11 protein-coding genes are annotated in these 13,356 nt (G+C 32.2%); 3 read left to right on the forward strand and 8 right to left on the reverse strand.

Annotated elements, in window-relative coordinates; all coding sequences use genetic code 11:
• Positions 1-23 precede the first annotated feature (23 nt).
• From EYR00_RS10035 to mnmM, 7 genes are all read right to left on the reverse strand, one after another.
• Positions 24-2,717, reverse strand: a complete 2,694-nt coding sequence (locus EYR00_RS10035) for a glycoside hydrolase family 3 N-terminal domain-containing protein (protein ID WP_003536550.1) — start codon at positions 2,715-2,717, stop codon at positions 24-26.
• A gap of 188 nt (positions 2,718-2,905) precedes the next feature.
• Positions 2,906-3,709, reverse strand: a complete 804-nt coding sequence (locus EYR00_RS10040; RefSeq protein ID WP_003536549.1) for a MurR/RpiR family transcriptional regulator — start codon at positions 3,707-3,709, stop codon at positions 2,906-2,908.
• Positions 3,710-3,711: 2 nt separating this feature from the next.
• Positions 3,712-4,494 (reverse strand): MurR/RpiR family transcriptional regulator, encoded by a 783-nt coding sequence (locus tag EYR00_RS10045; RefSeq protein WP_009008950.1) that lies wholly within the window; start codon positions 4,492-4,494, stop codon positions 3,712-3,714.
• 241 nt (positions 4,495-4,735) lie between these two features.
• A complete protein-coding gene (gene murD / locus EYR00_RS10050) occupies positions 4,736-6,076 on the reverse strand; it encodes a UDP-N-acetylmuramoyl-L-alanine--D-glutamate ligase (RefSeq protein ID WP_003536547.1) in 1,341 nt (446 codons plus the stop codon).
• 3 nt (positions 6,077-6,079) lie between these two features.
• Entirely contained in the window at positions 6,080-7,057 is a 978-nt protein-coding gene (gene mraY / locus EYR00_RS10055; RefSeq protein WP_003536546.1) for a phospho-N-acetylmuramoyl-pentapeptide-transferase, read from the reverse strand.
• A gap of 98 nt (positions 7,058-7,155) precedes the next feature.
• Entirely contained in the window at positions 7,156-7,425 is a 270-nt protein-coding gene (locus EYR00_RS10060) for an HPr family phosphocarrier protein (protein WP_003536545.1), read from the reverse strand.
• Between the two features lie 63 nt (positions 7,426-7,488).
• The gene (mnmM, locus tag EYR00_RS10065; protein WP_003536544.1) at positions 7,489-8,013 is read right to left on the reverse strand and encodes a tRNA 5-(aminomethyl)-2-thiouridylate-methyltransferase MnmM; all 525 of its coding nucleotides are present in this window, start codon (positions 8,011-8,013) and stop codon (positions 7,489-7,491) included.
• Positions 8,014-8,149: 136 nt separating this feature from the next.
• Here mnmM and EYR00_RS10070 point away from each other — a divergent pair, with 136 nt between their 5' ends.
• A complete protein-coding gene (locus EYR00_RS10070; RefSeq protein ID WP_003536543.1) occupies positions 8,150-9,586 on the forward strand; it encodes a 6-phospho-beta-glucosidase in 1,437 nt (478 codons plus the stop codon).
• A 285-nt stretch (positions 9,587-9,871) separates the two neighbouring features.
• Here the strand turns inward: EYR00_RS10070 and EYR00_RS10075 are convergent, their stop codons facing one another.
• On the reverse strand, positions 9,872-11,212 hold the full coding sequence (locus tag EYR00_RS10075) for an MATE family efflux transporter (protein ID WP_003536542.1): 1,341 nt from the start codon (positions 11,210-11,212) through the stop codon (positions 9,872-9,874).
• A gap of 151 nt (positions 11,213-11,363) precedes the next feature.
• On the opposite strand from EYR00_RS10075, the gene EYR00_RS10080 reads away from it, so the two are divergent.
• Together EYR00_RS10080 and EYR00_RS10085 are read left to right on the forward strand one after the other, a co-directional pair.
• Entirely contained in the window at positions 11,364-12,797 is a 1,434-nt protein-coding gene (locus EYR00_RS10080; RefSeq protein ID WP_003536541.1) for a 6-phospho-beta-glucosidase, read from the forward strand.
• 126 nt (positions 12,798-12,923) lie between these two features.
• Positions 12,924-13,352 (forward strand): helix-turn-helix transcriptional regulator, encoded by a 429-nt coding sequence (locus tag EYR00_RS10085; RefSeq protein WP_008791413.1) that lies wholly within the window; start codon positions 12,924-12,926, stop codon positions 13,350-13,352.
• Positions 13,353-13,356: the final 4 nt, after the last annotated feature.

Raw genomic sequence — 13,356 nt, forward strand, 5'->3', positions numbered from 1 at the left:
ACCTCTATATCATCTTTATCATTTTATTTTACTGCTTTTCTTTTTTTAGTTGTTACATATGCAGTTAATCCTGCCACTAGAGCAACGGCCCCAGCCAGCATTGTTGTGTTTAAATTAATTTCATCACCAGTTTTTACTGAAGTAGTAGGTTTATCAGGTGTTGGTGTAGGGGTAACTGTTGTTGTATCTGTAGTTGGACGGTCTGGATTATATGTTTGAACACGCTCATCATCAATAATTCCTGACCAGTTTAAACCATAGGCTACATCATAAGTATTTCCTTGTGTATCTTTATAACATACTAGATCACCAGCAACATCTTCTTTATTCGCTTCTACAGTATCCATATTTGCAGGAAATTGTAATGGTAATAATCCTTTTGGTTCAGATTTACCATTAATAATATCAAACACAGCACTATCACTTACAGAGAAGCCACATACGATTGCATCTACTTTGTCTTCAAATTCACTAACGATAACAGGACCATTAGCATTTAAAGCAACAACTACAGGAATATCTTTATTGACTGCTTTAGCTGCTTCTACAGCTTCTAAACAAGCTGTTAAATCGTATTCATTAGCAATTTTACTAGTTGCTCCATAATAAGATCTATTTTGTTGGGTACCATCACTATTTAAATCTCCAGCAATTGACACTTTTCTTACGTTTTCGCCATCAGCAGTATATGGGCGGTATTGCAATGATAATGGATAAAATTTTTGTTTACCATCTTCAACGATCATACCTGATTGATTAAATAAGCTTCCGTTATTTGGAGAACGCATTCCAACAATTACTTTATCAACATTTGATAAATCAGGTCGTACTACTTTATCATCAACTATTTCATCAGTTAAAACTGTTCCATAGATAGATTTAGCTGTCTCAATATTCATTGAATCTGACCAAGATGCAGGTGTATCACCAAAAACTCCTTTTTGTTCTGCAGTATATGTTTTAGGAATATAAACAGTCATATCTTTAGGATCTTTTGCTTGATCTTTAGCCGCTTTAATTGTGTTATCTTTATTCTTTAACATAACCACTGACTCTAACTGAGCTTGATATCCAGCGTCTTTTTTATCTTTACTTCCAGCTTCAGCTAATGATTCATCTAAATTCAAATAAGTATTTTCAAATAATCCTGGTTCCATTGTTAATTTCAATAAACGTTTAGCTGAAGTTGCAAAGCGAGTATTAGCAGCTTCTTCGCCATCACGATCAACCATTTGCTGCCATGACCAAACGATTGGCTTATTGTCATTATTACCACCAAACATGTCACCACCAGCATCTAAGATTGCTAAATGCCTTTCGTTATCAGTAGCATTTTCCATTCCCCAAGCCATTCCTAGACCACCTAGTGCTAATTGTTCAGGGGGCGTGCTAGTAACACCCCAGTCAGTACAAACTACACCGTCAAAGCCTAAATCATCTCTTAAAATACTCATTTTAGACTTACTATAAGCTGAACCAACTCTTTCGCCACCTAAAGCACTACCGTCAGCATTGATTCCAATTGAATAAGATGTCATCACTGCAGTTGCCGCTCCAGTTTTCCCTTTCAATTTTAAGCCACCTTGAGCAAAAGGAGTTAAATGTTCTTCAAAATTACCACCTGGATAAACTGCATATTTACCTGCACGGGTATGTGATTCACGACCACCTTCACCGGCTCCATCACCAGGGAAGTGTTTGATCATACAGTTAATTGAATCTTTTCCCCATCCTTGATCTTCTCCATTAACATATGTTGATTGTGAACCGTCTACATAAGCTTGAGCCATATCTGTAGATAGTTTAGTATTTTCACCAAAAGTTCCACCAACTCTTAACCAGCGTGGTTCTGTCGCTAAATCTATTTGAGGTCCTAAAGCTGTTACAATTCCTAATGCACGATATTCAGCTGAAGATGCCTTTGCAAAATTATACATATGTTCAGTATCAAAAGTTGCTGCCAATCCAATATTAGAAGGCCATTTAGAAATATCTGTAGCCCCACTAGAAACATTATCAGAATATAAATCTCCTGACCCTGCTGTTGAACGAGGATCAGAACTAAAATCAACAGGAACATTGAAATCAGATATTTCTACATACTCTTGCATCGCATTGACCCAACGTACTGAATCTTCCACATCATTTCCTGCTGCATCAGTAATATTTCTAACATAACTATTTGTTAAATAATCTTTTTGTGAATCTGTTAATCCTGCAGCACTATTTCCTTCATGGCTACTAAATAACATTAATCCAGCAATCTTTGCGATCCCATCTTCACCTTCAGCAACCAATGCATCAGCAAGATCTTGTGCTCTTGTTTCAGCATCAAGATACCATCTTTCATAATCATCGATTTCTCCATTTAAGTTCATATCTTTGAAAGCATATTCCTTACCATCGATATTTTCGCTTAACAACGCCGTTTTACCAGCTTCTTTAGCTTTTTCATCAAAAGCTTTTGAATAAGTCAAAGTTGGAGCTGCTTCACCTTTATAATCAGGATTAGTTACTACCATAATATCAATATCGTAGTCACTAAATTGAGCGTTTTCTCCGCTTCCTTCTGTTTTCGCAGCCTGATATTTTGCTTCCACAACAGAATATTTTGATAATTCTACTGCATTTAATGCAATCGGTGTTGCACTTCCGATAATACAGCCGGCAGCTGATAAAGCAGCCAATGTTTTTGTAAGTTTTTTCTTCTTACTCATCTTCGATTTTCCTCCTCGTTTAAATTCCCTATGCTTCTAGTATAAACGAGAAGTCGATGAAAGCGTTTACTTAATCATCGACAAAACACAAATAAAGTTTAACCTTTTTTGTTTTCGTGAAAAAAAGTATTTTTTCTTAGACCAAATTTATAAAAAAAATAAATCTATTTATAAAATTCTTAAATTATTTAATATCTATAAAAATAATAAGTAATCATTTTATAAATTAAATCAGCAATTGCTAAACGAATAAAATATTCATTAAATGAAAAAGGTATTGTTAGTGTTGTAACATTATCATAATTTTGAACTGACTTTTGACCAATAAAAATAACTTTACAATTAGTTTGCATAATTCTTTCTAATCCATATACCGGTTCAATAGTTTCCTTTTCAATAAACCCATCAAATGAATGAACTCCGTTAGTAATAATTATTAAACTTTCTTGATCAATCAAAGCTAACTGTTCCTCAAAATCCTTTTTATTTAAAGATTTAGGAAAAATCAATTCCTTATGATATAACCCCAATAATTCTTGAAAATCATAAAACAGCGGTAATTCTCGAGGTTCTCCAAAGACAAAGATATTATTTGCTTCATTAATTTGTTTAGCGAATATTTTTATTTTTTGAAATGTAACAATTTTTTGTACTTCACTAAAATATTCATCGTTTAGTCGAACATACTCATTTAAATTATCTTTTGAAAACATTAAGTTTGCATTCATCTTTAAGCGATCCAAGCGAATCTTTTCATCGAGACATTCTTCTTGAAAATCACTGCAAAAGACTTTCCAAGAATCATATCCTAAATAACGGCAAAATTTTAAAACAGATGTTTTTGAAATCAAGGTATCTTCAACAACTTTGCTAATTGATAATCGATTGATCGTATCACAATTAGCTAATAAATATTTTGCTAACGAATAATGAATATTTTCATTTTGATTGTAATTGATTAATTGATGTAATTTAATTAAGATTGATCCCACTATTATTTCCCTCGACAATACTTTAAATTATACTCAATATAAATTAAATCTAAGATCAATATCGTATAATAATCAAAATCAACAAAACTATTTTTATTAGTCGTTGGAATGTAGAGATAATGATTGATGTATTGAAGTGAGCTATACCGATTACTGCAGCTAATAACTGCTTTCTTGCCAGCATTATTACAAATTAAATTAAACTTGGACTTACATTCACCAACATATCTTCCAGAAGCAGTTAAAATAATCGCTAGATCGTCCTCATTCATTGGCTCTAAATAATCACTTTCACTTTGAAAATCACTATAAACTGTTTTACCAATACTGATCATATTTATTTGGAAATCAACTGCCAATGATAATGGATATACTGCCCCAAATAAATAAATTCTACTACTTTGATTAATTATTTCAACTAGTGCATTGATCTCTTTTTTTAAATTATTTTTAAATTCTAAACTATCATTTTTAGCAATATAACATAAATGATCATAGATACTTTCTATATCAATATTACTAAAACGACTTTCAATTTGCTGTTCTTTAACTTTTTTTGTTTTAACTAAAAAGCTTTGAAAATTATTCCAAGAATGAAAACCAAAATATTCACAAAATCTCGTTACACTAGCTCTCGAAACATAACATTCATCCATAATATCTTTAAGCGTAATATTTTGGCAATAACTATAATTTTTAATAATATACCGGGCTATTTCGTAAATCACATCTTTTTTTACACATGAATTGATATAGACTATCAATCTGCTGAGTAATGTATTCATGCCTTCCTCCTTTATAAAATAATATTTATCTATAAACAGGTAGCACTGAAACGACATTAAGATAACTTACGATTACCCATAAGCTTGCAATTTTTAATGTTACCATGCATATACATATAATTTTATTATATAATGGGAAATTTTCAAATAGAAAGTTTTTCATAAATTAAAAAAGACACTTTCGACAATAAAATAAACCTTTAAGCTATATTCCTTAAAGGTTCACTTTACAAAGCATCTTCTATAATTTATTAACAATATTTTTAAATACTCGACCACGTTCTTCATATCCAGAAAATTCATCAAAACTGCTGGTTGATGGCGAAAGTAAAATAATATCGCCAGCTTTTGCTTTCTCGATTGCCAGCAAAGTCGCTGCTTCTAAATTCTCAACAGAACTACTGTTTGCAACATGCATATCATTTTTAAATCGCTCTCCAGCAGCACCAAATGTCACCAGATGACTGATTTTATTACCATAAGTAGCCATTTCGGTTAAATCTAACCCTTTATCAAAACCACCCATCAATAAAATTACTGGTTGTTCAAAAGCTTTTAAAGCAATGATCGTAGCGTCAGTATTAGTTGCTTTTGAATCATTATAGATTTTAACTCCATTAATTTCTCTAACAAACTCAATTCGATGTTCAACACCAATAAATGAGGCAATTTCTCGATTGATGACTGTTACTGGTACATCACATTTTTTAGCAATGCAGATAGCTGTCATAATATTTTGAATGTTATGGCGTCCTACAACTTTAATATCCGCTAAGTTAATAATTAATTCATCTCGATAATAGATTGCCTGTTCTTTGATCATACAGTCAGCTTCATGTATCAATGACATTGTGACTTGATTACATGGAACTGGATATTTTTCCAAATACTCCATTACTGTTTTATCATCAAGATTAACCACAAAATAATCATCAAGATCAGTATTCTTATAAATATTTGTTTTAGAAGCATAATACTCATCCAATGAGGCCATATAATCTAAATGATCGGGTGTTAAATTGATGATCGTTGAGACATAAGGCTTAAATCGTTCAATATCTAATAACTGAAAGTTACTCATTTCAATTACTACATAATGATTTTCTTCATTAAGAAGATCATTATCTAAAACAACATCACATAGTGGTGTTCCCACATTACCTGCTAAATGAACATGTTGATATTGTCCCTTTAATATTTTATCAATTAAAGTAACTGTTGTTGTTTTACCATTAGTACCAGTTACTCCAATATAATGTTGTTTTTTAGCAACTTGAAAAGCTAATTCAATTTCCGTATATACAGGAATCTTTCTTTCCTTAAGTCTTAAAATAAATGGCTTATGATAATTAATTCCAGGGTTCTTAATTACAAAGTCAAAATCACATTCAAATAATTCAGTTGGGTGTGACCCTGTTACCATTTCAATTCCCATATCAAGATATTGTTGATATTCTGGAATATCCTTAATTTCTTTAGCTTCATTAACCGTAATCGTTGCATTTAATTTATGAAGCAATCTAATCGCAGCCTTACCACTTTTAGCAAGTCCAATCACTAATACCTTTTTTCCAGTAAACATATTCTATAGCACCCCAATTACAATTGATAAGATTCCACAGATGAAACCAATGAACCAGAATGAAATAGTTACTTGTTGTTCACTCCAGCCCAACATTTCAAAGTGATGATGGATCGGTGCCATCTTAAATACTCGTTTTCCTCGAGTTTTAAATGAGACTACTTGAATAATAACCGATAAAGTTTCCATTAAAAAGACTCCACCAACTAAAATAAGTAATAACTCTTGTTTTGTAAGTATCGCTAAAATAGCCAAGAAACCACCTAGACCAAGCGAACCTACATCACCCATAAATATCTTAGCAGGATGATAATTAAACATCATGAAACCAAGTAAAGCCCCTACCATTGCAGTTGCATAACTTGCAAGAGTATAATCTTTTGTCATGATAGAAAAGATTATAAATGGTGCAATCGCAACCATTGAAAGACCAGTTGCTAATCCATCTAAACCATCAGATAAATTTACACCGTTACTTTCCCCTGCAAACATTACTAAGATTAATGCTGGATATAAATAACCCATATCAATATTAATATCTAATAATGGAATTGTAATTACTGATGTAAAATCAGGAATAAAGTTCATTGCAAAGAAATAACAAATAATTGCTAACGCGATCTGAGCTAATAATTTAGCTAGTGGCGGTAATCCCTTATTACTATGTTTAACAATGATCAAAGCATCATCCACAAATCCAATTGCACTATATCCAACTAAAACAATTGTTGCTAAAATCAGCTCCGGATCAAGTAAATTATTAAAATTAACAATAAAAGCACCAAGAATTGCGGCAATCACAAAAACGATTCCACCCATTGTTGGTGTACCATTTTTTGACTTATGTGATTCAAGTCCTTCTTCACGTTCAACTTGACCAAATTTCATCTTATGTAGGAATGGAATTACTTTAGGCATTGCTAGAACAACAAGAATAAAGCCAATTCCAAAAGCAATTATTAGTTTTAAGAAGTTTTCCATCTATATGTCCCCTTTTTTATAAAATTCGTCTTTACTATATCATATTATCGTTTAATAGGCAAAATAAAAGGGACAAGAGTCCCAATTATTAAATTGTTTTACCCACTAATTCCTAGATCCTTCATTAATTCAAGGGCCCGTTTAATAACTGCGTCCTCATCTTCTCCATCAGCAATAATTTCAATTTTTGCTTTTGTTGGAATACCCAGAGATAGAACCCCCATCAATGATTTCATGTTGACAGTTTTAGATGCGTAGACTAACTTAATATCACTGTTGAACATCTTCATAGTATCAACTAGTTCGGTTGCTGGAGTCGCATAAAGACCAACTGGATCAGTTACGGTAACGTCGATTCTTTTTACCATATTGCTTACCTCCTTAATTACTTATATTATAACATTGTTACCTAGTTATTGCATCTAATATAATTATCTTTTTTCAATTTGAATTACGTATGGAGCAGATAACTTATTCATCATTTTAAACAACGCTACATTATAACTTATATGATCTAAACTGGCGACATATTCCTCAATTAACAAACTTTCTTTTTTTCCCTCATCATGACCAATGTAAACAACTAAAAACAATTCTCCTTTTCGATTCAAATATTCAACTGCTTTTTTTATTGCTTGCAAAGAACTGTCCGCCATAGTTGTAATTTGATGATCTCCATTGGGGAGATAACCGAGATTAAAAATTCCTACATCAAAGTTTTTTACATAGCAATCAAAATTTTCATGAGAAGCTAAAATCAAATTTACATTATCAGTATCTTCTATCAACTTCTTTGTATTATTTAAAGCTTCCTGCTGAATATCAAAACTATAAACTTGTTTAGCCACTTTACTTAAAAATAAAGTATCATGACCATTCCCCATTGTAAAATCAATTGCAATTTGGTAGTCTTTTCTCTTAATTCGATTATGCACATATTCAATCATCGTTTCCATATTTTCCTATACTCCTGTTACATTTTGTGTAATCTATTACAATCGTTTTTATTTTAACACATTTAGCTAAAAAAATTTGTACCAACCTATTTTTTTGGTTATAATGAGACTGTAAAAATAAGGAGGATTAAATTATATGGCTTTAAGTAAAGATTTTTTATGGGGTGGCGCTTTAGCTGCTCATCAATTTGAAGGTGGGGTTTTAAATACCTCAAAAGGATATAGTGTTGCTGATGTGATGACTGCCGGAGCACATGGTGTTCCTCGCCGTATTACTGATCAAATCATGGAAAATGAATATTATCCAAACCATGTTGGAATTGACTTCTATTCTCATTACAAGGAAGATATTGCTTTATTTGCGGAAATGGGATTTAAATGCTTTAGAACATCTATCGCATGGACTCGTATTTTCCCTAATGGTGATGAAACAGAACCCAATGAAGAAGGATTACAATTCTATGATGATGTTTTTGATGAATTATTAAAATATGGAATTGAGCCAGTTATCACATTATCTCATTTTGAGATGCCTTATCATTTAGCAAAAGAATATGGTGGTTTTATGAATCGTAAAACTATTGATTTCTTTGTTAAATTTGCTGAAGTATGTTTTAAAAGATATAAAGATAAAGTTAAATATTGGATGACTTTTAATGAAATTAATAATCAAATGAATTTTAAAAATGATATTTTTGGCTGGACTAATAGTGGTGCTCATTTTGGAGATTATGATAATCCTGAAGAAGCAATGTATATTTGCGGTCATCATACTTTATTAGCAAGTGCATTAGCAGTAAAAATTGGTAAACAAATCAATCCTAACTTTTTGATTGGAAATATGATTGCAATGGTTCCAATTTATCCATTTTCATGTCGTCCTGCTGATATGGTATTATCAAATCAGATGATGCATGATCGCTGGTTCTTCTGTGACGTTCAATGTCGCGGTCATTACCCTGCATATGCTTTAAAAATGTTTGAACGCAAAGGCTTTAATATTAACATTACAGAAGAAGATAAGAAAATTCTTGCTGAAGGAACTGTAGATTATATAGGATTTAGTTATTATATGACTAATACTGTAGATTCAACTGCACATCAAGATGTTTCTAAAGCAACTGATGGTTCAAGTGAGCATTCTGTTAAAAATCCATTTATTAAAGAATCTGACTGGGGCTGGGCAATTGATCCAGAAGGATTAAGATATGCATTGAATATTTTTTATGAAAGATATGAAAAACCATTATTTATCGTCGAAAATGGTTTTGGTGCCATTGACGTTAAAGAAGCTGATGGTTCTTGCCATGATGACTATCGCATCAACTATTTAAAAGCTCATATTAAAGAAATGAAAAAAGCTGTTGAACTTGACGGGATTGATTTAATTGGTTATACCCCTTGGGGATGTATTGACTGTGTTTCATTTACTACTGGTGAAATGAAAAAACGTTATGGTTTTATCTATGTTGATCGTGATAATGAAGGTAATGGTACTTTAGAAAGAAGTAAAAAAGATTCTTTCGAATGGTATAAAAAAGTAATTGCTTCAAATGGAGAAAATCTAGACTAAAAACAATAAGATAAAAGTTACTTTTCTAATATAGTAATCATGTTTATAATATCTTAAGCTGAATTGCTCATTACAGAACATTATTTCTGCAACAAAGTATATTATGGCATGTTTTAACACTTATTAATAAGAAAATATTTTTATTCTTTTAAAATTGATACCGGACTGTTGTAATAACAGTCTTTTTCTACGTCTATTGCTCCTCTTAATCAAAACATCCTGTTACTAGCAAACTGTTTTTCTAATCTAAAAAGGCGACTTCTAAAGATTTAAATGTCGTTCCTTCTACTTATCGATGTATCTATTAGTCCACCTTTCTTTTTTTAAACCATACATAATCCCAATCAAATCAGCTAAAAACCAGCCAATTGGAATTGCCCACCAAATCGCCAAAGTTCCAAATAATGGTGCTAAAAGATATGCTAAAACAACACGTGTCCCTAGCGAAATAACAGTTAAAACTACAGAAATTCCTGGTTTACCAACCCCACGATAATAACCATACAATAAAAATAAACATCCAATTCCTAAATAACAAGCACCTTCAATTCTTAGATACTGAGCCCCTTGATAGATAATTTCAGACTTTGAAGATTCTATGAAGATCAGCATTAGCTTATCAGCAAAGATAAAGACTAAGGCAGAAATAAAAATACAAAAGATAGAAGCCATTACAACTGCTACTTTAAATCCTTTATGTATTCGTTCTTCTAATCCTGCTCCTTTATTTTGAGCAATATAGGTTGAAAAAGCATTACCAAAATCTTGAACTGGCATATAAGCAAATGAATCAATCTTTACAGCAGCAGCAAAAGCTGACATCGTTACTAAACCAAAACTATTTACTAACCCTTGAATCATTAAAATCCCAAAATTCATTACTGATTGCTGGATACAAGTTAATAATGAGTACGCTTTGATTTTCTCAAATATTTCACGTTCAAAATGCCAATGTTTTCGTTGCGGTAACAATTCTTTTTGACTTAGAAAGACATAAAGCATGATACCAATAGCACTAAAAGCTTGGGCAATCAATGTCGCAACAGCAGCTCCAGCTACCCCCATTGCAACTTCTGCCACTAAATAAATATCTAATCCAATATTTATAATTGATGCTAATGCTAGAAAGATCAATGGGATTTTAGAATTTCCCAAAGCTCTTAATAGCGAGGAAAAATAATTGTAAATAAAAGTAAAAACTAGACCTAGAAAAATTATAAACAAATATTGATGGGTATCCGTAAAAATATCCCTAGGAATATTCATAAAATTTAAAATTAGATCAATTGCTAAAAGACAAACTATTTCTAATCCAATTGAAAAAATGCCGATTCCTACAAAAGAGACAAAAAAAGATGTTTTCATTTTATCTAATTGTTTAGCCCCATAGAACATCGAAAATAAAATTCCACTCCCCATGCAAAGACCTAAGATAATGGAAGTTAAAAAAGTCATAATCGTAAAAGATGAGCCAACTGCTGCCAGAGCATCAGTTCCGATATAATGTCCAACAATAAAAGTATCAGCTACATTATAAAGCTGCTGTAAAAGATTTCCTAAGATCATTGGAATTGAAAATTTAATTAATGCCCTGGTAATATTTCCTTCTGTTAATTTCCCTATCATAAAATCACCCCATTACTTACATAATAAATATATCATCCAATAAAGTCAATTAAAGAAAATTATGTAAGATATTTATCATTCTTATCATTATTTCCGTTATCTTTATTGATTTCGTAGTATAATATATTTATAAATAAGGAGGTCGATATAGATGACATTTAATAAAGATTTTTTATGGGGTGGTGCAATTGCAGCACATCAAGCTGAAGGAGCTTGGCAAGAAGGTGGAAAAGGAATTAGTTGCTCTGATGTCGAAACAGCAGGGAATAATGTAACTGGTGCGCCAAGACGCTTAACTGATGGCGTCATCGAAGGAGAAGATTATCCAAATCATGTTGGGGTGGATTTCTACCATCGCTATAAGGAAGATATTGCTTTATTCGCTGAAATGGGATTCAAAGCATTTAGAACTTCTATTGCCTGGACACGAATTTTTCCTCGGGGTGATGAAGAAACACCTAACGAAGAGGGTTTACAATTTTATGATGATTTATTTGATGAATGTCATAAATATGGAATTGAGCCAATTATAACATTATCGCACTTCGAAATGCCTTGGACGCTTGCAAAAGAGTACGGTGGTTTTAGAAATCGTGAAGCAATCGACATGTTCGTTAAATTTGCCAAAGTATGCTTTGAAAGATACCAGCATAAAGTTAAATACTGGATGACTTTTAATGAAATCAATAATCAAGCTGATGTTTCTCAGCACAACTTAATCCAAGAAGGAGCTGTACTTTTAAAAAAAGATGATGATGCAGAATATTTAATGTATTTATCTGCTCACCATGAATTAGTCGCTTCTGCTTTAGCTGTTAAAGCCGCTCATGAGATCAATCCTGATTTACAAGTTGGATGTATGATTGGGATGAATGCTGTTTACCCTGCATCACCTAATCCAACTGATGTAATGAACGCTTTAGGAGCAATGCATCAAAAATACTGGTATGTTGAAGTCCATGCCCGTGGTCACTACCCAAATCATATATTGAAAAAATTCGAAAGAAAAGGTTATGATTTTATTACTGAAGAAGATAAAAAGATTTTATCTCAAGGTAAAGTGGACTATATTGGATTCTCATATTACATGAGTTTTGCTTCAAAATATCAAGGACGTAATGAAAAAACATATGATTATTTCAGTGAGGACTTTGTTCGAAATACTCATCTAAAAGCTTCAGACTGGGGTTGGCAAATCGATCCACTAGGATTACGCTGGTGCCTAAACTGGTTCCATGACCGTTTTGAGTTACCAATGATGATTGTTGAAAATGGTTTTGGTGCTTATGACAAAGTAGAAGCAGACGGAACAATCGATGATCAGTATCGTATCGACTATTTAGCAGCACATATCGAAGCTATGAGGGATGCAGTTGACTATGATGGAGTAGAATTATTAGGTTATACAATGTGGTCACCGATCGACATTGTCTCTGCTTCTACTGGTGAATATGATAAACGCTATGGATTTATCTATGTGAATTACAATAATAATCATGAAGGAGATTTTTCAAGATGTAAGAAAAAATCTTTTGACTGGTATAAGAAAGTCATTGCCACAAATGGTGAAGATTTAAGTGAATAAATGTAAAACGGTATGGACAGTCATACCGTTTTATTATGCAACTATTTTTAACATTCAAGGCAACTTTGATTGATAGACAATAATTGATTTTAACGTATAATCCTAAATATAGGAGGTATGAAAAATATGCTTAGTACGAATCTCGTTTGGCTTAGAAAACATTATCAATATACTCAAGAAGAAATTGCACAGCAAGTTGGTGTATCACGTCAATCTGTAGCAAAATGGGAAAGCGGTGAATCATTGCCTGATATTGACAGCTGTATGGCATTGGCAAAAATATACAATGTAACAATTGATAATTTAATCAATCATGATGAAGATGATGCTGGAATCGTAATTCCTCCCAAAGGAAAACATTTTTTTGGAGCAGTTACTGTTGGTGAACGTGGACAAATCGTAATTCCTCAAGAAGCACGTCGAATCTTTAAAATTTCCGCTGGTGATAAAATTTTGATCCTTGGTGATGAAGAACGTGGTCTAGCTATTGTCCATCAGCGTGATGTTATTAACTTTGTTAGTGAATTAGGAGTACCCAAAAATGAAAAGGACTGATTAT

The sequence above is a fragment of the Thomasclavelia ramosa DSM 1402 genome (genome assembly GCF_014131695.1).
GTDB lineage: Bacteria > Bacillota_I > Bacilli_A > Erysipelotrichales > Coprobacillaceae > Thomasclavelia > Thomasclavelia ramosa.